The sequence below is a fragment of the Laceyella sacchari genome, from assembly GCF_004343255.1.
Classification (GTDB): Bacteria; Bacillota; Bacilli; order Thermoactinomycetales; family Thermoactinomycetaceae; genus Laceyella; species Laceyella sacchari.
This window is the reverse complement of the sequence record NZ_SMDD01000001.1, coordinates 859,425-883,453: the sequence shown is the minus strand read 5'-3', so window position 1 is coordinate 883,453 and position 24,029 is coordinate 859,425. Positions and strand designations below refer to the sequence as shown.

Annotated in this window: 23 protein-coding genes; 6 read left to right on the top strand and 17 right to left on the bottom strand. The window is 50.5% G+C overall.

Features of this window, described 5'->3' with window-relative positions:
• The first annotated feature begins 302 nt into the window (after window positions 1-302).
• A complete protein-coding gene (locus EDC32_RS04220; RefSeq protein WP_132220127.1) occupies window positions 303-1,448 on the top strand; it encodes a hypothetical protein in 1,146 nt (381 codons plus the stop codon).
• 58 nt (window positions 1,449-1,506) lie between these two features.
• Here the strand turns inward: EDC32_RS04220 and lipB are convergent, their stop codons facing one another.
• From lipB to EDC32_RS04175, 9 genes are all read right to left on the bottom strand, one after another.
• Window positions 1,507-2,184 carry a lipoyl(octanoyl) transferase LipB gene (gene lipB / locus EDC32_RS04215; RefSeq protein ID WP_246026843.1) on the bottom strand — a complete coding sequence of 226 codons (678 nt, stop codon included), beginning with the start codon at window positions 2,182-2,184 and terminating at the stop codon, window positions 1,507-1,509.
• Window positions 2,185-2,291: 107 nt separating this feature from the next.
• On the bottom strand, window positions 2,292-3,614 hold the full coding sequence (locus EDC32_RS04210) for a dihydrolipoamide acetyltransferase family protein (protein WP_132220126.1): 1,323 nt from the start codon (window positions 3,612-3,614) through the stop codon (window positions 2,292-2,294).
• A gap of 23 nt (window positions 3,615-3,637) precedes the next feature.
• Window positions 3,638-4,621: an alpha-ketoacid dehydrogenase subunit beta gene (locus EDC32_RS04205; protein ID WP_132220125.1), complete on the bottom strand. Its 984-nt coding sequence runs from the start codon at window positions 4,619-4,621 to the stop codon at window positions 3,638-3,640.
• Window positions 4,622-4,638: 17 nt separating this feature from the next.
• Entirely contained in the window at window positions 4,639-5,628 is a 990-nt protein-coding gene (locus EDC32_RS04200) for a thiamine pyrophosphate-dependent dehydrogenase E1 component subunit alpha (protein WP_022736191.1), read from the bottom strand.
• A 17-nt stretch (window positions 5,629-5,645) separates the two neighbouring features.
• Window positions 5,646-7,070, bottom strand: coding sequence for a dihydrolipoyl dehydrogenase (gene lpdA, locus EDC32_RS04195; RefSeq protein ID WP_132220124.1), 1,425 nt, complete (start codon window positions 7,068-7,070; stop codon window positions 5,646-5,648).
• Window positions 7,063-8,172: a butyrate kinase gene (gene buk, locus EDC32_RS04190; protein WP_132220954.1), complete on the bottom strand. Its 1,110-nt coding sequence runs from the start codon at window positions 8,170-8,172 to the stop codon at window positions 7,063-7,065. The genes lpdA and buk overlap by 8 nt, the downstream gene beginning before the upstream one ends.
• A gap of 24 nt (window positions 8,173-8,196) precedes the next feature.
• Window positions 8,197-9,291, bottom strand: coding sequence for a Glu/Leu/Phe/Val family dehydrogenase (locus tag EDC32_RS04185; RefSeq protein ID WP_054095392.1), 1,095 nt, complete (start codon window positions 9,289-9,291; stop codon window positions 8,197-8,199).
• A gap of 17 nt (window positions 9,292-9,308) precedes the next feature.
• Window positions 9,309-10,223, bottom strand: a complete 915-nt coding sequence (gene ptb / locus EDC32_RS04180) for a phosphate butyryltransferase (RefSeq protein ID WP_022736187.1) — start codon at window positions 10,221-10,223, stop codon at window positions 9,309-9,311.
• A 227-nt stretch (window positions 10,224-10,450) separates the two neighbouring features.
• The gene (locus EDC32_RS04175; RefSeq protein ID WP_132220123.1) at window positions 10,451-12,490 is read right to left on the bottom strand and encodes a sigma-54 interaction domain-containing protein; all 2,040 of its coding nucleotides are present in this window, start codon (window positions 12,488-12,490) and stop codon (window positions 10,451-10,453) included.
• A gap of 150 nt (window positions 12,491-12,640) precedes the next feature.
• On the opposite strand from EDC32_RS04175, the gene EDC32_RS04170 reads away from it, so the two are divergent.
• The 3 genes from EDC32_RS04170 (at window position 12,641) to EDC32_RS04160 (ending at window position 14,284) form a co-directional block, all read left to right on the top strand.
• Entirely contained in the window at window positions 12,641-12,922 is a 282-nt protein-coding gene (locus EDC32_RS04170; RefSeq protein WP_132220122.1) for a DUF2627 domain-containing protein, read from the top strand.
• 134 nt (window positions 12,923-13,056) lie between these two features.
• Window positions 13,057-14,022 carry a superoxide dismutase gene (locus tag EDC32_RS04165; RefSeq protein ID WP_132220121.1) on the top strand — a complete coding sequence of 322 codons (966 nt, stop codon included), beginning with the start codon at window positions 13,057-13,059 and terminating at the stop codon, window positions 14,020-14,022.
• Between the two features lie 22 nt (window positions 14,023-14,044).
• The gene (locus EDC32_RS04160) at window positions 14,045-14,284 is read left to right on the top strand and encodes a hypothetical protein (protein ID WP_132220120.1); all 240 of its coding nucleotides are present in this window, start codon (window positions 14,045-14,047) and stop codon (window positions 14,282-14,284) included.
• Window positions 14,285-14,555: 271 nt separating this feature from the next.
• On the opposite strand, the gene spo0A is transcribed toward EDC32_RS04160, so the two are convergent.
• Entirely contained in the window at window positions 14,556-15,341 is a 786-nt protein-coding gene (spo0A, locus tag EDC32_RS04155; protein ID WP_022736181.1) for a sporulation transcription factor Spo0A, read from the bottom strand.
• 204 nt (window positions 15,342-15,545) lie between these two features.
• On the opposite strand from spo0A, the gene EDC32_RS16235 reads away from it, so the two are divergent.
• Window positions 15,546-15,689: a hypothetical protein gene (locus tag EDC32_RS16235; RefSeq protein ID WP_022736180.1), complete on the top strand. Its 144-nt coding sequence runs from the start codon at window positions 15,546-15,548 to the stop codon at window positions 15,687-15,689.
• A gap of 235 nt (window positions 15,690-15,924) precedes the next feature.
• On the top strand, window positions 15,925-17,190 hold the full coding sequence (gene gltP / locus EDC32_RS04150) for a glutamate/aspartate:proton symporter GltP (protein WP_132220952.1): 1,266 nt from the start codon (window positions 15,925-15,927) through the stop codon (window positions 17,188-17,190).
• Between the two features lie 27 nt (window positions 17,191-17,217).
• Here the strand turns inward: gltP and EDC32_RS04145 are convergent, their stop codons facing one another.
• The 7 genes from EDC32_RS04145 to EDC32_RS04115 all read right to left on the bottom strand — a co-directional run bounded on the left by EDC32_RS04145 (window position 17,218) and on the right by EDC32_RS04115 (window position 24,027).
• Window positions 17,218-17,955: an NAD-dependent deacylase gene (locus EDC32_RS04145; protein ID WP_132220119.1), complete on the bottom strand. Its 738-nt coding sequence runs from the start codon at window positions 17,953-17,955 to the stop codon at window positions 17,218-17,220.
• Between the two features lie 30 nt (window positions 17,956-17,985).
• The gene (gene spoIVB / locus EDC32_RS04140; RefSeq protein ID WP_425460164.1) at window positions 17,986-19,332 is read right to left on the bottom strand and encodes a SpoIVB peptidase; all 1,347 of its coding nucleotides are present in this window, start codon (window positions 19,330-19,332) and stop codon (window positions 17,986-17,988) included.
• A 175-nt stretch (window positions 19,333-19,507) separates the two neighbouring features.
• Window positions 19,508-21,208, bottom strand: a complete 1,701-nt coding sequence (gene recN / locus EDC32_RS04135) for a DNA repair protein RecN (protein ID WP_132220117.1) — start codon at window positions 21,206-21,208, stop codon at window positions 19,508-19,510.
• Between the two features lie 16 nt (window positions 21,209-21,224).
• Window positions 21,225-21,677: a transcriptional regulator AhrC/ArgR gene (gene ahrC, locus EDC32_RS04130; RefSeq protein WP_029071792.1), complete on the bottom strand. Its 453-nt coding sequence runs from the start codon at window positions 21,675-21,677 to the stop codon at window positions 21,225-21,227.
• Window positions 21,674-22,552, bottom strand: coding sequence for an NAD(+)/NADH kinase (locus EDC32_RS04125; RefSeq protein ID WP_132220950.1), 879 nt, complete (start codon window positions 22,550-22,552; stop codon window positions 21,674-21,676). Before EDC32_RS04125 ends, ahrC begins: the two co-directional genes overlap by 4 nt.
• A gap of 27 nt (window positions 22,553-22,579) precedes the next feature.
• Window positions 22,580-23,107 carry a hypothetical protein gene (locus EDC32_RS04120; protein ID WP_132220116.1) on the bottom strand — a complete coding sequence of 176 codons (528 nt, stop codon included), beginning with the start codon at window positions 23,105-23,107 and terminating at the stop codon, window positions 22,580-22,582.
• 107 nt (window positions 23,108-23,214) lie between these two features.
• Complete coding sequence (locus EDC32_RS04115) at window positions 23,215-24,027, bottom strand: TlyA family RNA methyltransferase (RefSeq protein WP_132220115.1); 813 nt, start codon at window positions 24,025-24,027, stop codon at window positions 23,215-23,217.
• Window positions 24,028-24,029 lie beyond the last annotated feature (2 nt).

The window sequence follows — 24,029 nt, the reverse complement described above, 5'->3', positions numbered from 1 at the left end:
TATTTCGCGGAAGGGGGATATCCTGCTTGGATTCTTTCTTTTACCGCCGGAGGAGTCCGAAACAAAAAAAAGGCCGTAGCGTGCCGCCCAGTCCCCGGATCCCCGCAAGGGCTCATCGCAAGCATCCAATCAAAGACGCTAACCGTCGGCTTTTCGTACCAAACGGTAAGCATTCCTTTCTTTTGACTGTGCCCGCATCGCAAAACGAGTGGAGACCCGATGGAAGTTATACTTGGCAAAGGGAGGAACAAATCCGATGGATGGCTTGGCTTCAAGCCGTGTTTACCAGGACGAAGCTCCACATGTTCAAAGAAACAACGGCTTATCAAATCACGTGCGCAGACGGGACTAGCATCCCCCTCCATCGTTTCATCCACAGGATGGACAACCCCAATCTTCCTGCCACTTCCGGCCAGCTCATCACCTTGATCGGACAAGTAACCCGAATTCACAACACTCGCAACACTCACCGTCTCACCCTTTCCGGAAACCACGCCAACCAATCCTGCGAGCTCATTCTTTCCCGCTTCACCCATGCCGAAACCACGATACGTCAATTGCAAGGACGATGGATCGCTTGTTGTGGATACCTGCACACGAAAGAAAATCATCGCCAGATGAATATCCACTCTCTGCCGCACCAACTGACATTGCTCAGCGGCGATCCCTCTATCCCATTACCCTTGCCGTGCATCCAACCGGATGCCATCACGCAAGCAATGATGCGGCACACTCCTTATAAACCGCTTACCCACTCACTTGTTCGGCACACCTATGCCACCGGCTGGCGTTCCCTCGTTTCCGACCTGAACCAAGATATCCGCATTCTCAAAGGAAAATTGGCTCAATTGCAAAAATTAGGCGCCTCCACCGAACGTGAATGGCGGAAGCAACAAGCCAAATACAAAGCGTCCAAAGGAAAGTGGAACCCACAGACCCCTCTGTCGCTATGGTCCAAATTGGGTCTGACCTGTATGCGTAAAAACGCATGCCACGAGCGGGATCAAGCCTTTTTCCACACCTTCGCCCACGAGATTTTGTCCTTGTCCCGGAAACGACGCTTTGTTCAGGAGAAAATCGAGATACTTAAAGAGCAGCTGGCACACAAAGAAGCGGAGTGGATTGAGCTGAACAAGCTAACATGGTTGGAGAAAGATTTTGTCCCTCCTGCTGATGCCATATTGCACCTTCTTCCGCTCACCTCGCAAACCGTCGCGATTGTGGCCACTTGCGTCACCGTGACTGCGGAAGAGATTTCTTTGCGGAGCGAACTGTATGTGTACAAATACCACGGCGATGTGCCCTGCCCTTGCGCCAAACTGTCCGGGCCTTCCGTCAAGTTGACTCACGCCTCGTTCCCGGCTCAACTCCATAGCTACTGGAGCAAAGTCCAGGCGCAATTGCGCTGTTACCGGTACCCAGAACCTCAGCATAAACGCGTCCTTTAACAACGACAAGGAGCCACCCGGCGCGCCGGAGGCTCCTTGCTGTGCAACCATCTTCCGATCATTCCATTTTATCGCCAAACACCTCGTGCGTGCAGGCGATGACTTGCTCCATCACTTCATTCATATCAACGGGTTTTCCCAACTGTTCCTGCATCGAAGTGACCCCATACTCCTTAATTCCACATGGGACAATCATCTGGAAATAACGCAAATCAGTATTTACGTTTAACGCAAACCCATGGCTAGTGATATAGCCGCGACGGTTGCGGCCTCGGTTAAATTTGACGCCGATCGCCGCGATTTTCACATCCCCCACCCACGCACCGGTGTAAGCTTCTTTCCGTCCAGCTTCAATCCCGAACCGCTTCAGGGTACGAATCAATACTTCCTCTAGATCCCGCAAATATCCATGGGCGTTGTTTCCCCGTTCCCCCAAGTGGAACAATGGATAACCCACCAACTGGCCCGGTCCGTGGTAAGTAACGTCGCCGCCACGGTCAATTTCAACCAACTGAACACCTTGCTGTTGATAATAATCAGGCGAAAAAATAATGTTTTCCTGATGGGAACCGCGTCCCAGCGTGATGGTATGAGGGTGTTCCAACAATAGCAATTGGTTGCCTAGTCGCCCCTGATCAATCGCTTGCACGAGTTCTTTCTGTTTGTCCCAGGCCTCCATGTATGGAAACATGCCTAACCGTTGCACCGCAAAGTCCATCTGTGTCACCTTCTCCATGTCGAAAAGGCATCCCCTTACAGGATGCCGTTTATCGTTTGCTGCAAGGAGACAGACGCAACCGTCCGCTCCTTCCAGCTATTGTATCACAAGAAAACGTGGGAATGTCAGATTTGGCTGTCTGGCCCATACGCTTCCAAACGCTCTTTTACACGCTTCAGGAAGCGGCCGGCCATCAGGCCATCCAAGATCCGGTGGTCAAGCGACATACAGATGTTCATCATATCCCGCACTGCGAACATGTTGTCCCCAAACACCACTGGCCGTTTCACGATCGACTCGAACGAGAGAATAGCCGCTTGTGGGGCGTTGATGATCGGTGCTGACAAGACCGAACCAAACGAGCCGGTGTTGTTGACCGTAAACGTGCCGCCCTGCATGTCTTTCAGCTCCAGTTTGCCGGCGCGGGTCTTTTCGGCCAATTGGTTCACTGCTTTGGTCAGCCCCAAAATGCTTTTCTCATCCGCGTTATGAATTACCGGAACATACAAGGCGTCGTCCGTGGCCACGGCGATGGAAATGTTGATATTTTTCTTCAGAATGATCCGGTCTCCATCCCAAACGGAGTTCAGCTGTGGAAACTCTTTCAGGGAGTCAACCACCGCTTTGATGAAGAATGGCATAAAGGTGAGGTTAACACCTTCACGTTGTTTAAACTCATGTTTTAACCGATTGCGCAGGGCAACCAAACCAGTAACATCCACTTCCATCATCGTCCAAGCATGCGGAGCCTCGTGTTTGCTCTGCACCATGCGTTGTGCGATCGTTTTCCGCACTCCCGTCACCGGAATTTCACGGTCGCCATTTTCCAAGACAACGCCCGTTTTTGCCGGAGCCGCCGGGGTGGTGGAAGCAGTCACAGCTTCACGTGCCGGAGCGGCCGCTGGTGATGCCGGTGCGACAGGGGCCTCTGGCACTGGTACTTGGGCAGCAGTGGCAACAGCTGGTTGTGTACCGCCTTGCTCAATGGCCTTAAGCACATCTTTTCTGGTAATGCGGCCTCCTTTGCCCGTCCCCTGAAGTTGAGTCAAATCAATGCCATGCTCTTGGGACAAGCGCAAAACGGCCGGAGAATAACGATGCTTGTTGGAGTTGTCGCCGGCGGTGTCTGCTTTCGCTTTTGGCGTCTCCTGAGCGGCCGGAGCAACGGAATCAGCGGATGCGGCGGGCTTATTTTCCACAGCACCTTCGCCTTCTGTTTCGATACGACAAATCAATTGGCCAACTTCAACCGTTTCGCCTTCTTGGGCTATAATCTCCACCATCACGCCATCAAACGTCGATGGCACTTCTGCATTCACTTTGTCCGTGGACACTTCGCAGATCGGTTCATATTTTTCTACCCGGTCCCCCGGTTGTTTCAGCCACTTCGCAATGGTGCCTTCCACGACACTCTCGCCGAGTTGCGGCATTTTGATATCAGTTGCCATAATTGTCCTCCTCTGTAGCCAGCCTAGAATTCTGCCAGTTCACGAATCGCCGTTGCGATTTTATCTGGATTCAGCATAAATTCTTTTTCAAGCGGTGGGCTGTATGGCATAGCAGGCACATCAGGGCCACACAGACGCTTAATCGGCGCGTCCAACTCAAAGAAAGCTTCTTCCGCGATAATGGAAGCAACTTCTCCCCCAAAGCCCCCTGTTTTGTTGTCTTCATGAACGATCAAGACTTTACCGGTTTTCGCCACCGCTTCCAGAATGGCTTCCTTGTCCAACGGCACCAAGGTACGCAAATCAAGCACATGCACGCTGATTCCTTCTTGGGCCAATTGTTCTGCTGCTTGCAGGGCGAAGTGCAAAGTCAAGCCGTAAGAGATGACCGTGACATCCGTTCCTTCCCGTTTCACGTCGGCTTTGCCGATCGGAACCGTATAATCTTCTACAGGCACTTCCCCTTTAATCAGCCGGTAACAACGCTTATGTTCAAAGAAGAGCACCGGATCTTCATCCCGAATAGCCGCTTTCAACAAGCCTTTCACATCGTAAGGGGTAGAAGGCATGACGATCTTCAATCCCGGCACACCCGTGAAAATCTTCTCCACACTTTGCGAATGATAAAGCGCACCGTGGACACCACCACCGTATGGAGCCCGAATCACGAGCGGACATTGCCAGTCCCCATTGGAACGGTAACGGATTTTTGCCGCTTCACTAATGATTTGGTTCACGGCAGGCATAATAAAATCAGCGAATTGCATTTCGGCAACTGGGCGCAAGCCGTAAGCGGCAGCACCGATCGACACGCCGGCGATAGCCGATTCTGTCAATGGCGTATCCAAAACCCGGTCAGCGCCAAACTCTTCAATCAAGCCAGCAGTCGCGCGGAACACCCCGCCGCGTACCCCAACGTCTTCCCCCAGCACAAACACGCGTGAATCGCGCTTCATCTCTTCCATCAGAGCCTGCGTTACGGCATCAATATATGAAATAACGGGCATATCTCTCTCCTCCTGCCTTAAGCATAAACATGCTTATACGTTTCTTGCGGATCCGGATACGGCGCCTGCTCCGCGTAATCGGTCGCCTCATCCACTTCGCGATTGATTTCGGCCAAGAGCGCCTGCTCTTTCTCTTCCGTCAACACACCATGTTGCAGCAAGTAATCTTTGAATTGGAGCAAGGAATCTTTCTTTTTCGCTTCTTCCACTTCTTCCCGGCTGCGGTAGGTGCGATCATCGTCGTCACTGGAATGGGGCACCAACCGATAAGCCACCGCTTCGATCAAGGTTGGACCATCCCCGCGCCGTGCACGTTCGACGGCCTCTTTCATCGCTTTGTATACTTCCAGCGGGTTGTTTCCGTCAACGCGTACTCCTGGGAATCCGTAACCTTCGGCGCGTTTCCAGATTTCTCCGCCCGCCACTTGCTTATCCAGCGGAACAGAAATGGCGTATTTATTGTTCTCCACCATGAAGATGACCGGCAAATTGTGTACGCCTGCAAAGTTGCAAGCTTCATGCCAATCGCCTTGGTTGCTGGACCCTTCCCCGCAGGTGGTCAACACAACATGGTCTTTCTTTTCCAATTTTCCAGCGTACGCAATGCCCACTGCGTGCAATACCTGGGTTGTCACAGGGCTGGAGCCGGTCAAAATGCGGAAACGTTTGTCACCGTAATGCCCGGGCATTTGGCGCCCGCCGCTGTTTGGATCTTCCGCCTTGGCAAAAGCGGACAGCATTTGATCTTTAGCCGACTGCCCGAAAGTCAGCACCATCCCCAAATCGCGGTAGTACGGGCAAAGCCAGTCTTTCTCACGATCCAACGCAAAGGCCGCGCCTACCTGAATCGCTTCTTGCCCTTGGCAGGAGATCACAAACGGGATTTTACCCGCACGGTTCAACTTCCACATGCGTTCGTCAATTTTGCGGGCCAAAAGCATCGTGCGGTACATTTCCAGCACTTGCTCATCGCTTAACCCCAATTCTTTATGATTCAATTCGCTCATTGCGGTTCCTCCTTTGATTACCCATGGATTGCTTTGCCGTCAACGGCCAATGCCGCTTCCAGATAAGCTTCGGACAAGGTCGGATGTGGGTGAATCACTTGTGAGATTTCCCAAGCGGTGGCATCAAGCACTTTGGCCAAACCAGCTTCTGAAATCATGTCAGTAGCGTGCGGACCGATGATGTGCACACCCAGCAAGTCGTCCGTCTTCGCATCGGACACGATTTTGATGAAACCATCCGGTTCACCATAAACCAATGCTTTTCCGGCACCGCGGAATGGGAATTTGCCTACTTTTACTTCATATCCTTGTTCCTTCGCTTCCGCTTCGGTGAGTCCGATGCTGCCCACTTCCGGACGGCTATAGGTACAACGCGGAACCTCTTGCGGATTCAACGGATGTACGTCCAATCCAGCCATATGCTCAACAGCCAGAATTCCTTCATGGGAAGCCACATGAGCCAATTGGTAACCGCCGACCACATCGCCGATAGCATAGATGTGCTTCTCCTTGGTTTGCATAAACTCATTGACCTTGATGACGCCTTTTTCGGTTTCAATCGCTGTGTTGTGCAAACCGATGTCTTCAATATTGGCTTGCCGGCCCACGGAAACGAGCATTTTTTCCGCTGTCAAAGTAATAACCTCAGAGCCCGATTCCGCCTGCAATGTGACTACGCCGTCCGCTTTGGATACGCTTTCAGGCAAGACCTTAGTATTGGTCAACACTCTCACTTTGCGCTTTTTCATCAGACGTGCCATCTCTTTGCTGACATCTTCATCTTCAAACGGCAAGATCCGATTGGCGAATTCAACTACAGTCACTTCGACACCAAAGTCGCTCAACATAGATGCCCATTCAATTCCGATAACGCCACCGCCAACGATGATGATCGATTTTGGCAATTCTTGCATCTGTAGGGCGTGATCCGAATTCATCACATACGTGCCGTCTACATCCAACCCTGGCAATGTACGCGGCCGGGAACCCGTTGCAATCAGCACATATTGCGGAACCAACATCACCGGATCGCCACCATCTTCGGACTCCACCGAAATCGTTCCCGGTTGCGGCGAGAAAATCGACGGGCCCAAAATACGGCCGACTCCTTTATACACATCTACTTTGTTTTTTTTGAGCAATCCTTCCACACCTTTGTGGAGTTGGCTGACCACTTTTTCTTTTCTGGCCTGTACGCCGGCAAAGTCAAGGGTGACATCCCCCACGCGGATACCATATTCCTCTCCATGTTTTGCATGCTGGTAGATCTCCGCGCTTCTGAGCAGAGTTTTGGAAGGAATGCATCCTTTATGAAGACATACCCCACCTACTTTTTCCTTCTCGACTACGGCTACCTTCATTCCCAATTGAGCAGCGCGAACTGCGGCTACGTAGCCTCCAGGTCCCGCTCCCAACACTACCAAATCTACGTTTTCAGCCATGCGTTACCCCCACTTTTTCTGCGACAGGTGGATAGTTTTTGGCCGTCTCTTCGCCACGCACAACGCGAAGTGCCCCTTCCACAAGCGCTTGTAGTTCATTTTCTCCCGGCACAAGGTGGACAGGGGCGATCCATTCCACCCGCTCTTGGATCATTTGGGTGAAACTTTTCCCATAAGCCAGCCCGCCGGTCAAAATGATGCCGTCCACTTTTCCTTTCAACACTGCGGCGCACGACCCGATTTCCTTCGCCACTTGGTAAGCCATCGCTTCATAGACGCTTTTGGCTTTCTCATCGCCCTGTGCAATGCGCTCTTCCACTTCGCGCGCATCCGTCGTGCCCAAATATCCCATAAGACCACCGCGGCCCACGATCATGCGCATGATTTCGCTGGCGAAATATTTGCCCGAGAAGCAGAGGGACACCAAATCCCCAACCGGAATGCTTCCCGCCCGTTCAGGGGAAAAGGGGCCATCCCCGTGCAATCCGTTATTCACATCAATCACACGGCCCTTTGCATGCACGCCGACGGTGATGCCGCCTCCCATATGAGCGACAATGTAGTTCACTTGCTCATAGCTGGTTCCGTTCTGTTTGGCGACACGGCGAGCAACCGCCTTTTGGTTTAGCGCATGAAAAATGCTGCGCCGTTCGATGGCGGGCATGCCCGAGATCTTGGCAATCGGTTCCATTTCATCGACCACCACCGGGTCGACGATAAACGAAGGGATGTTTAACTGGGACGCAATCTCATGTGCGATCACCGCTCCGAGGTTGGAAGCGTGCATGCCGTATTCACCGGAACGCAAATCGTCCAGCATCGGCCCGTTTACTTCATAAGTGCCTCCTGGAATGGGGCGCAACAACCCACCGCGCGCCACCACTGCATCCAACCGTGTCAAGTTCATCCCTTCCCGATCAAGGGTGTCCAAGATCACTTGTTTTCGAAATGGATATTGCTCAAACAAATCATTAAACTTCGCGATTTCATCTGGGTCATGACGCAACGTTTCAACCAAAATCGCTTTTTCATCATCAAACACACCGATTTTGGTTGAAGTTGACCCTGGGTTAATCGCTAGAACCCGAATCGGCTCCACCATAAACACTCCGTTTCTTCCACGCTTTTATCTGTGACTCAAAATGCTTTGGCCGTTAACGAGGAATGTGCTTCTCGTTTTGCGCATAGCTGCGATCCGCTCTTCTGCCATCCGGTCAGCTGCCTTATAGCTTGGGATGCCGTCGCGCTTTGCAATTTCAAATACTTTAAGCATGTTGTCATAAATGGTTTCTACTCTTTTCATCGCCCGGTCACGATTGTATCCGTACAGTTCATCAGCAACGTTAATCACGCCGCCCGCATTGATAACATAATCAGGTGCGTAGATGATTCCTTTCTGTTCCAACATCTCTCCGTGCTTCTCTTCTTTGAGCTGGTTATTGGCAGCACCGGCTACTACTTTACAAGTCAGGCGCTCAATCGTCTCATCGTTAATGATGGCGCCAAGTGCACATGGGGAAAAGATGTCGCAATCAACGTCGTAGATTTTGTCAGGGCTTACCGCTTCCGCTCCGAATTCTTGCACGGCACGATCCACGTTTGCTTGGTTGATGTCGGTCACGATCAGCTTAGCGCCTTCGGCATGCAGGTGTTTACACAGGTTGTAAGCGACATGGCCAACTCCTTGCACCGCCACAACCTTGCCTTTGAGAGAGTCTTCACCAAAGGCCACTTTAGAAGCCGCTTTCATTCCTTTGTATACGCCATAGGCGGTCACAGGGGATGGATTTCCGCTGGAACCGAATGCTGGGGAAACACCGGTGACGTATTTCGTCTCTTCACGAATGATATCCATGTCTTCCACCGTGGTTCCCACATCTTCTGCAGTGATATAACGACCGTTCAACCCTTGAATGTAACGTCCCAACGCTCTAAACAGTGCTTCGCTTTTATCCTTTTTGGGATCGCCGATGACAACAGTCTTTCCGCCGCCGAGGTTGAGTCCGGCTGCTGCGTTTTTGTAAGTCATACCACGGGCCAGGCGCAATGCGTCTTCAATCGCCGCATCTTCGCTGTCATATGTCCACATCCGGGTCCCGCCAAGCGCAGGCCCCAGAGTGGTATCATGGATGCAAATGATCGCTTTCAAACCAGATTGTTCATCATGGCACAGCACCAACTGCTCATAATCGTATTTCCCCATGTATTCAAAGATTTTCATGTGTAGTTCCCCCTAAACTATGCGCGTTTTTGATTGGCTGCTTGCAGTACCGCCAGAGCGATCGAGTACAGTTTCGCTTCAGGAGAGTCCGCACGGGAGGTTAAAACGACTGGAGCGGCAGCTCCCAGCACCAAAGCCCCAACCTTGCTTTTGCCAAAGTAAACAAGTGACTTGTACAACATGTTGCCTGCTTCAATATCAGGAACAAGCAAGACATCCGCTTGGCCGGCAACCGGGCTTTGGATCCCTTTGTGTTCCGCCGCATGGACAGAGACTGCGTTGTCCAAAGCGAACGGCCCGTCGATGATGCCACCTTTGATTTGCCCACGTCTGTTCATCTGTGTCAATGCCGCCGCGTCCAATGTGGGAGGCATGTTGGGATTAACTACTTCTACTGCACCCAGCACAGCCACTTTTGGTTCTTGATTGCCCAGCGAATGGCAATAGCCGATCACGTTTTGGACGATTTGGGCCTTCTCTGGTAATGTCGGCGCCACATTCAAAGCTGGGTCAGTCACGTGGATGAGACGATCATAACCGTCCACTTCATGCGTTGACACATGGCTTAACACTTTTCCCGTACGCAATCCATACTCTTTGTTGAGAACCGCACGCAAGAAATCAGATGTTTGAATCATGCCTTTCATCACAACATCTGCTTTGCCTTCACGCACGGCGGATACTGCCATTTGAGCGGCTTTAACGTCAGAATCGGCATGACCGATTGCAGCCGCATCAATCTCCAAGCCAACTTTTTGGCTTAAGGAGATGATGGTATCTTTATCTCCAAACAGAAGAAAATCTGCAATGTTGCGCTCTTTTGCCTCGCGTACCGCCTCCAGCACATCCTCATCGGCAGCTTGGGCCACAGCTACGGTGACAGATGGCAAGGTTTCCGCTTTTTTTACTACTTCCTCAAATGTTTTAATCATCCTACACACCTCTTTTTTCCGACTGTATTTGTCTGTTATCAAATCAGATTAAAAATAGTTTTCTCGGATTAGTCGGTCGCAATACCATATATGCAAATGCAGTGCCAACTCATCGACAAATCCGTAAAAGCAAGATGCTTCCTGTTTTTTTATTTAAATTGTAAATAAAACCATTTGCAACGGATTGCAAAATGTCTGCAATTCTCTTCATGCAAAAAATTGCAGTGTCACAGCACTCCATACCGCTCCAATTTGTAATAAAGGCTGCGGATGGAGATGCCCAACCTCCGCGCCGCTTCCGTTTTGTTTTGGCCACATGCCGCAACCACCTGCAAAATGTAATCCCGTTCCGTTTGTGCCAAAACTTCTTTCAGCGGTTTGCCGACAATTGCATCGGGAACAGAGGGTGTCGCCGTCGGCTGTATCATGCGGGAAAGGTCCAGTGGTGGAATATGTTCGCGCCGCATGCGTCTTTCATTGAACGCCATATTGATCATAGCCCGACCCAGCACATTCTCCAATTCACGCACATTTCCAGGCCAATCGTACTGGGATAGCACATGAATAGCGTCCTCTCCGATGTCTTCAACTTGCCGGCCGTACTCTTGATTAAACTTTTTGATTAAATGCAGGGATAAATCATACAAATCTTCTTTGCGCATGCGAAGCGGGGCGATATGTATAGGCAATACATTCAACCGGTAATACAGATCTTCACGGAAGCGTTTTTCCTGAATTGCTTTTTCCAGATACACATTTGTCGCCGCTATGACGCGCACATCGACAGGAATTGATTTGGTTCCTCCGACCCGAAGCACTTCTTTCTCTTGCAACACTCGCAACAGCTTGGCTTGGGTGCTTAAACTCAATTCTCCGATCTCATCCAGGAAAATCGTGCCTCCACTCGCCTCTTCAAACAAGCCTTTTTTTCCGCCCCGTTTGGCTCCGGTAAATGCCCCTTCTTCATACCCGAACAATTCACTCTCTAATAGCGACTCGGACAAGGTGGCACAATTGACACGCACAAACTGGTTGTATTTACGGTCGCTCGCATTGTGAATCGCATGGGCAAACAACTCCTTGCCTGTGCCGGATTCCCCGCGTAGCAGCACCGTCGCCCGCGTCTGTGCCGCTTGCTTCGCTTGTGCCAGGGAGTGGCACATCGGCTCACTGTTGCCGATGATGTCCTCAAATGTGTATTTCGCCTCCAAGGTGCGAATAATGCGGCGCGCCCGTTCCAAGTCGCGACTCAATTGTTTCAACTCGGTAACATCGTGGATGATGCCCACACTTCCCTTCAACTCATCACCGATGATGATGGGAGCTGCATTTACCACCACTTCTTTGTGGTGCGGACCTACTTTCATGTGCACCCCTCGAGCTGGTTGACGCGTTTTCAACACTTTTTTGTGCAGGCTCTCCCCTTCGGAAATGTCCGTTTCAGCCGGTTTCCCGATCACCTGTTCAGGCGTTAGTCCCGTCAGCCGGGTGTAGGCGGGATTAATCAGTATGCCCATACCATCTTGATCCACGACGGAAATAGCGTCATCAGAAGAGTTGATAATCGCCTGTAACATGCTTTTCATACTCTCCAAATCAAGCACTTGCTGTGTGAGCTGTTTGATCTCGCTGATGTCACGAAAGACGGCGACGGCTCCGATCACTTTGCCGTCCGGCGCCTTGACCGGCACACGGCTGGTGATTATTTCCAATCCATTTTCCAGCGTTTGCCGGCGATTCAATTCACTGATCCCCTCCTTAATGACCACACCCAAACGCGTGTTGGGGATGACTTCAGTAACTGGTTTTCCCAAAGACTTTGCCGGATCAACGCCGGTCATTCGCCCTGCCGCCTTATTGAACAGCGTCACTTCTCCGTGTTGGTTAACGGCAATCATCCCGTCATGTGTCGAATTGACGACCGCTTCCAGTTCATTTTGCCGCCGCTTCCACGCTTCTCCTACCAGCTTAACCATCAATCGGGCCACAACACCGGAAATCACATGTGTTTGAGGTGATGCTATTTCTTTCAGCCGCCCCTCCACCTCATCTGTATCCGTCACGTCCAAAATCACATCCGGAGGGGGAGCAAGGAACGTTTGCACATCCGTGGAAGTTGGAATCCCCCGCTTACGTGCCTCCACCATACCGGGGGCATCCGGCGCTGCATCCACCATGCCGACCACAGTAATAAAGTCGACTGAAGCCAACATGTCCAACACCGTTTTGCCGTCTTCTCCGCCTCCAACGATCAAAAAAGTTTGCAACTTGCACCCTCCTTTCAACCATCCGCCCCTTATCTTACCACACTAGGTAGGGACGATTAACTTGTGCTCGGGGCTAATTGGAACGCAGGCTAGCCATCGGCGTCAAAATAAGGTACTATTAGCCTTGACCACAGAAAGGACGGATGCGACATGAAACCGGTATACCAACGGATTATCGCCATCATTATCATGTGCGTGCCCGGCGCTTTGGCCATTTACGGTTGGACCTTGATGCGGGACGTCTTGTTCAACTATTTTGGTGGCCAAGGGATGGCTTGGCTTCCTTTCATTGGCGGACTCGTCTTGCTCATCGCAGGATTAGCACTGATCGGCGGCTTCCTCTTCCACCATGACCGCAAACGGAAACGAATCCAGCCACGCCTGATCGGCAAACAAAACGATCCCACCTACCGCAACAAGCCGGGTTATTGACACACAGGCGTCTTTTCGCCTCATAACTCAAACTTAGTCATCCGCACAACCTGCGGATGTTTTTTTGTGCCGCCATTCACCCTTTACCAACTGGGCACATATCTTGAGAGTGAAGACGCGAGGAGGGAAAACACATGACTTACCCACCATCATTCTGGCTTCCTGGCTTGTCCCGCGAACCGATGGCCTCATCTTTTTCCTTTTTTCGCAAACTGCTCAATCAAATAGAAAAGGCAGCAACAGATCCTGCGCAACGGGAAACCTCGGTTCGGCTTCGAGAACAACTTACGCAAATCGAACACACGCTGTTCAGCCCAGATCCTTATCTCGCGGCAGCGGGGGAACAACAATGGCGGCATTGGTTGCGATCGTTTGCTCGCTTGTTGGAACCGATCGAAACGATAACCACTTCCGCTCGACAACCCGAAGAATCACCGTATAAGGAAGAAACATCTGCTGTCTCCGCTTACCAGCCGGTGCCAATTGGTCAACATCAACTCCCACCGCTTCCCTATCCATATGATGCCCTTGAACCCTACATCGATGAAACCACCATGCGCATCCATCATCAAGAACATCACAGGAAATATGTAGAAGACTTAAATAAAGCAGAAACCCAATTGGCGCACGCGAGACAAACCGGTGATTTCTCATTGATCAAGCATTGGGAAAGAGAATTGGCTTTCAACGGCGCCGGCCATTATCTCCACACGCTTTTTTGGGAATCAATGAGTCCGCGTGGCGGCGGCGAACCCAGCGGAGCGCTTAAAAAGCAAATCATTCACGACTTTGGTAGCGTTGAAGCCTTTAAAAAACAATTTTCTGAAGCAGCCGAAAAAGTGGAAGGAGGAGGCTGGGCCATGCTCGTCTGGAGCCCTCGTGCCCACCGACTCGAAATCCTGCAAGCCGAAAAGCATCAAAACTTGTCACAACAGGACATCGTTCCCTTGTTGCCGCTGGATGTGTGGGAACACGCCTATTACCTTAAGTACCCCAACAAGCGAAGGCAGTATATCGACGCTTGGTGGCATGTTGTCAATTGGCCTCAAGTCTATGAACGCTATTGCAAAGCCCGCCAACTCCGCTGGCACCCCTACTAAATGTTTGAGGCAGGTGGTTCGCATGGCCAAACATAAGGCTTACAACAAAGAGAAAAAACCAAACAATCCTCCAAAACCCCGTTACACCAATCAGGCCAATCTCTTCCATCGAGATGTGATCGCCCCCCTGGAAAGGCGATACCGCCAATGTCTGCAAGCGCGGGAATATGAAAGCGCGCGCGCCCTCCTGCGAGAACTGGAAACAGCACGCCGCGAACATCGAATTTTGATTCACCGCAACGAACGAGTCAAAATCAATTGAACTTGCAAACCGCCTACTGACATTGCACCTTTCCTATGATTACACTCCGGGCATATCAATCGTATAATGCAGGAGGCATCCAGTTGGTATCCTGATCTTAGTACCAGGTATTATGACCTTATCATAAAACCTTGCACAAATGAAGCCCTCTACATCTACTTCCTTTTTCATCACCAAAAAAAATAAGCCGCTGATGTTGCCAAAGAATCCTCTCCGGCAACATCAGCGGCTTTAGAACATTGGTAGAATGTTACGTTTTCGAGTACCATCCCTATCCGACCTTGTGCTCGATCCGCAATTTGTCGGCTACCATCGCAATAAATTCACTGTTGGTCGGCTTCGCTTTGGACACATTGATGGTGTAACCGAACAGACTGCGGATGGAATCCATATTCCCCCGACTCCAAGCCACTTCAATCGCATGGCGAATCGCTCGCTCCACCCGGCTTGGGGTAGTATTGTATTTTTCAGCAATCCGCGGATACAAAGACTTGGTGATCGCCCCCAACAGATCGACCTCATTGTAGACCATGGATATCGCTTCCCGCAAATACAAGTATCCTTTAATATGTGCCGGCACGCCGATTTCATGAATTACATTGGTGATGTTGGCGTCCAGGTTGTTTGCCCGTGGTGAAGGCATGCTTACCTGCGACGTTTTCACAAACGACGCCTTGCCGCTGATCCCTTTCATTTGCCGGATGCGATGTGTAAGAACGTCAAGATCAAACGGTTTGAGTATGTAATAAGAAGCACCCAACTCGACCGCCCGCTGAGTGATGTTTTCCTGACCAAACGCGGTCAGCATGATCACTTTGGGCACAGGTTGCAAATTCATCTGCTGAATCTGCTCCAACACGCCCAACCCGTCCAAATGTGGCATGATAATATCCAACACGAGCACATCTGGCACCCGCTGTTTAATCATGTCTATCACTTCGCCACCGTGATGGGCGACCCCGATCACTTCAATGTCTCCTTGGCTCATAAGATGTTCCTTCAAAAGCTCGGCAAATTCCCGATTGTCATCCGCTAATATGACTCGGATCTGATTCAATGAAAGACCCTCCTAATCATCCATACCAGTTTCCTTTTTTGCATTCGACAAACGTAAAAATCTTCCTGCAATTCCCGGTACTAATTGCGGAAAATTTGTAAATGTCGTGAAAATGAACGTTTGGTTTTTAAACGATTCCATTTATGTATTCTAGAATATTCATCACCCTATTGAAGAACCCTATATAAAAAGGAGGTGATAACAATGAGACACCAAACTGACGAGCGTAGCTTGGAACAACGGCAAAAAGAGCGGAAAAACAGACAAAGCTCGCCAGAGCAACCCACCGTAGGACCCACCCATGCTGGCAACAAGAAATTGACAAGCCCTGACCGTCCCTCTACATAATCTCACCGGCCGAATGGTATCTCCATTCGGTTTTATTTTACCGAAACAATGATACCATATATTTTCCGATTAATATTATAATTGTTATTCCAGTTGAATTACAACGTAAAATAATTTAACATATTAAGCATGTCAATTATTGACTTAGTCAAATGTTTTGCCTTGCCACCTAAATTTATAAACAAATGATGATCTATCCCTTATATCAGTCATAGCGTGAGGTGATTATATGAAGATGAAAAAAATTGGCTTAGCTTGGCAAATTTTAATCGGACTCATCCTGGGGATCGCGGTTGGTGCCGTCTTTTATGGTAACCCCAGTATTGAACAATACTTACAACCAATCGGCGACATCTTCTTACGGCTGATCAAGATGATCGTCATTCCCATCGTCGTCGCAAGCATCATTGTCGGCGTCGCTGGTGTAGGGGATATTAAGAAACTTGGCAAAATCGGCGGCAAAACCATTCTCTACTTCGAGATCATCACCACCATCGCCCTCTTGGTCGGGCTTTTGGCAGCCAATATTTTCCAACCCGGCGCCGGGGTCGATATGAAAGCGATTCAAAAAACAGATATCCAAAAATATGTGGATACCACCCATGAAGTGGAAAACCATGGCATGGTTGACACTTTCGTCAACATTGTCCCAACGAACCTGTTCACTTCTCTGGCTGAAGGGGACATGCTGGCCATCATCTTCTTCTCGGTGATGTTCGGTCTCGGGGTTGCCGCCATCGGCGAACGGGGCCAACCGGTATTGCAATTCTTCCAAGGTGTAGCTGACGCGATGTTCTATGTGACCAACACCATTATGAAGTTCGCACCATTCGGCGTATTCGCCCTGATTGGTGTAACCGTATCCAAGTTTGGTTTGCAGTCGCTCATCCCGCTCAGCAAACTGGTCATTTTGGTATATGCAGCAATGCTGTTCTTCGTGCTCGTCGTACTTGGGCTGACAGCCAAATTGTTCGGCATTAATATCTTCTCATTGATTCGCATCCTGAAAGACGAACTGATCTTGGCGTACTCTACATCCAGCTCGGAAACCGTGTTGCCGAAACTGATTGAAAAAATGGAGAAATTCGGTTGCCCCAAAGCGATCACTTCCTTTGTGATTCCGACCGGATACTCCTTCAACTTGGACGGCTCTACATTGTATCAAGCGATCGCAGCCATTTTCATCGCGCAAATGTATGGCATCGATCTCACCTTGACCCAACAAGTTACCTTGTTGCTCACCCTGATGGTTACTTCCAAAGGGATCGCAGGTGTGCCTGGCGTTTCTTTCGTCGTTCTCTTGGCCACACTCCATGTAGTGGGAATCCCGCCTGAAGGTCTGGCCTTCATCGCCGGCGTCGACCGCATCATGGACATGGCCCGGACCGTGGTAAACGTCGTTGGTAACTCCCTCGCAGCAGTGGTAATGTCCAAATGGGAAAAACAATACGATGAGAAACAAGGCCAAACCTATCTGGCTGAAATAAAACAAGCTGCCTGATAAACGTACAAGCCCGTTGCGTTAAGTTTAACCAACGGGCTTGTTTTTTATTAACAGTTCGGCATGCACATGCCGTAGCCAAACACCAATCTTCTCCCCGTTTACCACCAAATCGGCCTCAGCGTCAAAATCAGTGGGCTCCCAATTGATGATGACCAGCTTGGCCCCTTGTTCCTTTGCACGAACGGGAAAGAAGTTGGCCGGACTCACTTGCAAGGAAGAACCCAGTACAATCAACAATTCCACTCCGTCAATCAGCGCTTCAGCCCGCGCTACCTCCTGCTCCGGCAAATTTTCCCCAAACAGTACCACCTTCGGGCGGATAAAACCGCCGCAATCACACTTTGTTCCGGTGTCTGTCTCATACTGTTGCGCAGGGTAGGTCTTCTGGCACTCCATGCAAAAAAGCTCCCGCAAGCTACCGTGCAACGCAGCTACCCGCTTGTTGCCCGCCGCTTGATGAAGCCCGTCGACATTCTGCGTAACAATGCCATCGATCCAACCTTTCTTTTCCCATTCAGCCAACACCGTATGCCCTTCGTGAGGTCTTACCTTGAGCAAGCTTTTGATCCGCTGGCGATAAAACTGGATAAATGCGTCACGATGATGAGTCAGCGCATAGGTACTTGCATAATAGGTCGGATCTTTATCCTGCCATATTCCTTGCTTAGCAGAGCGAAAATCCGGCAACCCGCTTTCCGTCGACATTCCCGCACCTGTAAAAACAACCGTTTTGTTGGATTGTCTGATCCACTCGCTGATCAATTTCCTCCGCCTTCCTTTCCCAATTTTCCGTTATTGTAACACAAAAAACACAGCGGAACCCGAAAGGGTACCCGCTGAAGTTTGCATTACGCCCGCATCCTGCAACATCCATTCGATAAACGTTCCATAACCAGAAGTCGGATCATTGACGAACACATGGGTCACAGCTCCGACTAATTTACCGTTTTGAAGGATCGGGCTACCGCTCATCCCTTGTACAATGCCCCCGGTTTTTTTCAATAAACGCGGGTCAGTTACTTTGATGATCAAGCCTTTGGTTGCCGGATACTTTTGCCGTAGCGCATGCAGGATTTGTATATCAAACGCTTCCACCTTTTGCCCTTCAACGACTGTTAAGATTTTGGCCGGTCCTTCTTTCACCTGATCGGCCAAGGCGACAGGAATCGCCTGTTTCGCTTCGCCTGCTCCGGGCATGTCGCCCAATTGCCCGAATATCCCGAATGGCGTGTTTTTCTTGATATTGCCCAAGACCTGATTCTCCTGGAAGAATATCGCCCGTTTTTCTCCAGGCTCCCCTGATTCCCCTTTTTGAATCGATGTCACACTCGATTGCACGATTTTTCCATCACCCACCCGAATCGGCTGGCCGGTGTCCATGTCGGTGATAACATGTCCCAATGCGCCATATACCTGATGAGTCGGGTCGTAAAAAGTGAGCGTTCCTACTCCCGCCGCGGAATCCCTGATGTAAAGACCCAAACGATACATCTGCTCTTTTTCGTCAAACACAGGTCGAATCGACACGGTTCTCTTCTTCCCATCACGCATGACAACCATGTTTAGCACCCGCTTCTCTTTGCCGGCCTGATTGACGGCATCAGCCACATCCCTGATTTCCTTCACCGGTTTGCCATTCATGCGTACCAAATAATCCCCGACGCGAATATCGGCTTGTTCGGCCGGAGATTTCACTTCTTTATTTTTGGTATGCACCACATGATGCCCCACGACCAATGCCCCATCTGAACGCAATTTGACGCCGATGGATTGTCCTCCCGGTACCACTTTCAACTGGGGATAGACTTGGACATCCACCTGTTTAATCGGCAGCTTCCCAAACAACTTCAAAGTCAGTTGCGTCTTGCCGACCGCTTGCGGCGACAAGGTCATTGGCTGCTTGAGATCAAGCGGCACGCGGGCGTTTGCCGCACCATTCACATGAAGAACAGCTGGATTGGAAACATTAGCCGTAGCTGTTACAGGCATGGAGAGCTGAAGCTTGCGCCATTCTCCCTGAAGGAGACGAATTTCCCGGGGAAAGTTGGTAAATTGACGAAATGTCGTGGTGGTACTTCCCAACATGATGAGAAGCACGAGGAGAAAGCCAAAGAACTTTTTTGCTGAAATCCTGTTCATTTTCATCATCACTCTCCTCAAGCTTCCCGCCTACCCCTCCGCCTAATTCGTGGTCTTTACTAACTTTAAGTTAACCGCGCCCTTGGGCTTTTATGTTCGACAAATGCTTCCTCCCCAACATAAAAAATGCCTTTGACCGACCAAAGGCATCCCCCTTGAATTCGATCAACGGCATTTATCCATAACGCTTCACTTTTTCAGCCAAACGGATCATCTCTTCCGCGTGTTGCATCGTGCGGTTGGTCACTTCCACTCCACCTAACAACCGGGCCAACTCCATGGTGCGGCCGCGACGGTCGAGGCGATCCACTTTGGTACACGTTTTATCCTCTTTTAGCTCTTTGGAAATATAAAAATGATGATCTGCCATACAGGCCACTTGCGGCAGGTGGGTAACGCACAAGACTTGATTTTGTCTGGCGACCACCGCGATTTTCTCAGCAATCGCCTGGGCCGCTCGTCCGCTCACCCCAGTGTCGATTTCATCGAAGACCAAGGTGTCCGCACTGTCGGTGGCGGTAAAAATGCATTTTAGTGCCAGCATGATCCGTGACAATTCCCCGCCGGAGGCAATTTTGGTGAGAGGCTTGAGCGGTTCGCCCGGATTGGGTGCGATTTGGAATTCCACCATATCCTGCCCATGTGGCAACAGTTCATTCGCTTGGTATGTTTCAGAATAAAAAGCCACATGAAATACGGTTGAAGCCATATTCAGATCAGCCAGCTCTTGCTCCACTTTGGTTTCCAGTTGGGCAGCAGCTTCTTTGCGCAATTGGGTCAGTGTTTTAGCCAACGCATAAAGGTCGGTTTCCGCGGTAGCAATCTTCTCTTCCAATTCAGCCACAGATTCTTCTCGATGTTCCAGTTGACTCAATTCCTGACGAACCTTGTCCCCGTAAGCCAGAATTTCCTCGATCGAATCGCCGTACTTCCGCTTCAGCTGCTTAATCAAGTGCAAGCGCTCTTCCACCTCATTCAGGCGACCTGGATCATATTCAAACGCATCCCGGTAACGACCAATGGCGCGCGCTGCCTCTTCCAGCTGATAATAAGCGGATTGAGCGCTTTCCAACAAACCGCTAAGCGACTCATCCACTTCCGCCATTCCTTCCAAATGCGTCAACGCTTCCTGCACCTGCTCCAATCCGCCTTGTTCGCCGTTTAAGTGTTGGTAAGCGTGAGTGGTATGCATCATCAGTTTTTCGGCGTGAGCCAGGCGGCTGCGCTCTTGCTCAAGTTCTTCCTCCTCGCCCGGCACCAATGCCGCGGCTTCAATCTCTTGTGCCTGAAACTGCAACATATCCACACGGTACGCCAAGTCCTGCTGATCCATACGATAGCGAGCCAATTCTTTCTTGAGCGCCTGATATTCTCGGAACCGGGCCTGATACTGCTCCCTGAAGGCGATCACTTCTTTCCCCGCAAACGTATCCAGCCAGGACAAATGCTCTTCTACGCGCAAGAGGGCTTGGTGTTCATGCTGTCCAGAAATGTCCAACAGCGTCTGCCCCATCTGTTTGAGCATGGCAAGCGTGATCGTACGGCCATTGATTCGGCAGACGCTTTTACCGTTTGCGGTGATTTCCCGGCGGATGATTAAGGTGTCTAACTCATCAGCGGCAAAACCCCACTCCTGGAGCAACGCATAGGCAGGATGGGAAGCAGATACTTCAAACACAGCTTCGATCTCCGCCTTGTCCGCGCCGTACCGCACAAATTCTGCAGAGGCGCGCCCACCGATCACCAATCCGAGTGCGTCAATCAAAATAGACTTACCGGCACCCGTTTCGCCCGTCAAAACATGAAAACCTTCACTCAATTGCAGCCGAACCTCTTCAATGATCGCAAATTGGCGAATAACGAGTTCTTTGAGCATCTCTTCCTATCGCCCCTTATACCAGATCCAAGAAGCGTTGCACTAGCTCTGGTGCTTTTTCTTTCGAACGGCAAATAATCAATATGGTGTCATCTCCCGCCAGTGTCCCCAATAACTCATCCCAATCCAGATGATCCATCAAAGCAGCGATCGCATGAGCGTTGCCCGGCAATGTCTTCAATACGATCAGATTTTCACTCGCATCAATGGAGACAAACGATTCCTGCAAGGTGCGCTTCAGTTTTTTGAGCGGATTGATCCGCTTGTCTTCAGACGGCACTGAATATTTATAGATTCCCTTGGAGGTGGGCACTTTCACCAACTGCAATTCCTTGATATCCCGGGAAACAGTGGCTTGCGTTACGTTATAACCCGCCTTCTTCAGCTCTTCCACCAATTCGTCTTGGGTTTCTATCTCCTTCATGCTGATGATTTCACGAATCTTAATATGACGCTGAGCCTTCATCACTTTCCTCCTACCCTACTGTCCACACTTTCTCCTTGAAGTTTTTTCCTAACCACTTCAAAAAAAGAACGGTCTTGCCATTTGATAAGGTGTGCGGGAGTGCGGGAGCGTTTCACCCGCACTACGTCCCCTTCCCTCAAACAATATCCGATCTGCCCGTCGATGGTAATCGCCATTTCGCGATGGACGGCGGAAACATGGATTTCCAACACCGCTTCTGCAGGAAGAACCATGGGCCTCGATGTTAGGGTGTGAGGGCAAATCGGTGTCAGCAAAAGCACCTGTATGCCCGGATAAACAATCGGCCCTCCGCAAGAAAGCGAATACGCCGTTGACCCGGTTGGCGTGGAGACGATCAAGCCATCACCGGAATATGTCCCCAGAAACATCCCATCCATATAAGCCGTACATTGGATCATCCGTCCGAACGAACCTTTGGAAATGCCGATGTCATTCAGAGCAATCCCCGTTTCGACTACCTCGTTGCCACGCAACACCTCAGCTTCAAGCATCAGCCGCTGTTCAATGGTATAATCCTCATTCAACACACGGTCGACGGTCATAGACAGATCATCCGGCTCCGCTTCCGACAGAAAACCTAGCTGTCCCAAGTTGAACCCCAAGATCGGCAATCCCGCCGCGGCAAAACGCCGGGCCACGCCGAGGAGCGTCCCGTCCCCTCCCAACACGAAAACCAATTGCACGCGTTCGGTAAATCGCTCCAATTCCAACCCAAGATCCGGCCGTTCTAATCGCATGGCCAAAGCGTTGTCCACAAGGACTTCAGCCCCGCGTTCCTCCAAGAGGTGAACCAATCGCTCCGCTACTTGCACACTCTTCGATTTGCTTTGGTTCGCTGTGATGCCGATGGTTTTCAACAGTTCCACCTCTATCTCTCAAATCCGTCAGAATAGTATCAACCACAACAAAAGCGCACCCAAACCTATACCGCCGTACACCGCTAACCCAGCTCGCGACCGTTTGGCGTGAAACGGCAACTCTGGCACATCAAAAAAAATGCGCTTGACCGTTCTTTTTTCACGATCGACGTATAACAAGCCATCAGGTTGACACAACAGATAATACGCGAGGAAAAAGTCGCGCAATCCAGCACCTGACAACCGCAGAGGCTTTCGTTGCCTCGCCACGATTACAATATAACATTCCTCGTCTTGTCTGGCGATATAATCAATGTACAGGCGACTCTCATATTCCTTGTCATCCATCTCGATCGAAAGAGGGATTCTCTCTTTGCCGCCTATGACTTCATACCCGTTTTCCCTCAACAGATCAGGCACTTCTCCCCGGAATTCCTCCTTTGGCTCCGAGGGAGGATTGCCCCTGAAGCGCGGTATGAATTGGGTGGCGATTAAATACAAGATGGCGCCCAATATCAGAAAAAGAACGAGGGTATCTCCAGGTTGTTGGGCCATTCCCCTCCCCCCTTTTCCTAATTATTCGCATCAAGGGCGGAGAACCCTGCCACCAATGAGAGATTAGCGGGATCTGCCACCCAGCTTATGGGCGCCTCGTGCTTCCTTTAGAATCTGTTATGGGCCGCCATTACAACTTGCGCGATATCTTCGGACAAGTCGCCTGGCGTCATGGCCTCTTCCAAAACCAAGTAACCGAGAAACTCGATGTTCCCTTCGCCTCCTTTGATCGGAGAAGGGGCCAACCCCCGCACATCAAAGCCAAGCTCAGTGGCCATCTGCACAAAACGGCTTAATACCTGTCGGTGAACGGCTGGGTCCTTGACGATTCCCTTTTTGCCCACTTGTTCTTTGCCGGCTTCAAATTGCGGCTTGATCAGCGCAATCACTTCCCCTTGTGGTTGCAACAGCTTTTTCAGTGTCGGCAAGATGTGTTTAAGGGAAATGAAAGACACATCGATCACCGCAAAGTCAGGAGTCGCTCCTTTGAGGTCTTCTGGTTCAAGGTATCGGAAATTGGTGCGCTCCATCACGATCACACGTTCGTCTTGGCGCAATTTCCAAGCCAATTGTCCATATCCGACATCGATGGCGTACACTTGTTTCGCCCCATTTTGCAACGCACAATCAGTGAAACCACCCGTGGATGCCCCGATGTCTAGCACTACGCGTTGCTCCATTTGAATCGGAAAAACCCGCAGGGCTTCTTCCAGCTTCAACCCACCGCGAGAAACATAAGGATGAAGCTCGCCTTTCACCTCAATCACGGCATCAACGGGGATTTTCATCCCCGCTTTGTCCACCCGTTCATTATTCACCAATACAAGGCCGGCCATAATGGAGCGTTTCGCTTGTTCACGACTTGCAAAATGGCCTTTATTCACAAGCAATATGTCAAGACGTTCTTTTTCCACTTGCAACC

Coding starts and splice junctions, on each gene's coding strand:
- EDC32_RS04220 (WP_132220127.1), top strand. CDS start 303: ATGTTCAAAGAAACAACGGCTTATCAAATCACGTGCGCAGACGGGACT.
- lipB (WP_246026843.1), bottom strand. CDS start 2,184: ATGGAGAAGGTGACACAGATGGACTTTGCGGTGCAACGGTTAGGCATG.
- EDC32_RS04210 (WP_132220126.1), bottom strand. CDS start 3,614: ATGGCAACTGATATCAAAATGCCGCAACTCGGCGAGAGTGTCGTGGAA.
- EDC32_RS04205 (WP_132220125.1), bottom strand. CDS start 4,621: ATGCCCGTTATTTCATATATTGATGCCGTAACGCAGGCTCTGATGGAA.
- EDC32_RS04200 (WP_022736191.1), bottom strand. CDS start 5,628: ATGAGCGAATTGAATCATAAAGAATTGGGGTTAAGCGATGAGCAAGTG.
- lpdA (WP_132220124.1), bottom strand. CDS start 7,070: ATGGCTGAAAACGTAGATTTGGTAGTGTTGGGAGCGGGACCTGGAGGC.
- buk (WP_132220954.1), bottom strand. CDS start 8,172: ATGGTGGAGCCGATTCGGGTTCTAGCGATTAACCCAGGGTCAACTTCA.
- EDC32_RS04185 (WP_054095392.1), bottom strand. CDS start 9,291: ATGAAAATCTTTGAATACATGGGGAAATACGATTATGAGCAGTTGGTG.
- ptb (WP_022736187.1), bottom strand. CDS start 10,223: ATGATTAAAACATTTGAGGAAGTAGTAAAAAAAGCGGAAACCTTGCCA.
- EDC32_RS04170 (WP_132220122.1), top strand. CDS start 12,641: ATGAAACCGGTATACCAACGGATTATCGCCATCATTATCATGTGCGTG.
- EDC32_RS04165 (WP_132220121.1), top strand. CDS start 13,057: ATGACTTACCCACCATCATTCTGGCTTCCTGGCTTGTCCCGCGAACCG.
- EDC32_RS04160 (WP_132220120.1), top strand. CDS start 14,045: ATGGCCAAACATAAGGCTTACAACAAAGAGAAAAAACCAAACAATCCT.
- EDC32_RS16235 (WP_022736180.1), top strand. CDS start 15,546: ATGAGACACCAAACTGACGAGCGTAGCTTGGAACAACGGCAAAAAGAG.
- gltP (WP_132220952.1), top strand. CDS start 15,925: ATGAAAAAAATTGGCTTAGCTTGGCAAATTTTAATCGGACTCATCCTG.
- spoIVB (WP_425460164.1), bottom strand. CDS start 19,332: ATGAACAGGATTTCAGCAAAAAAGTTCTTTGGCTTTCTCCTCGTGCTT.
- recN (WP_132220117.1), bottom strand. CDS start 21,208: ATGCTCAAAGAACTCGTTATTCGCCAATTTGCGATCATTGAAGAGGTT.
- EDC32_RS04120 (WP_132220116.1), bottom strand. CDS start 23,107: ATGGCCCAACAACCTGGAGATACCCTCGTTCTTTTTCTGATATTGGGC.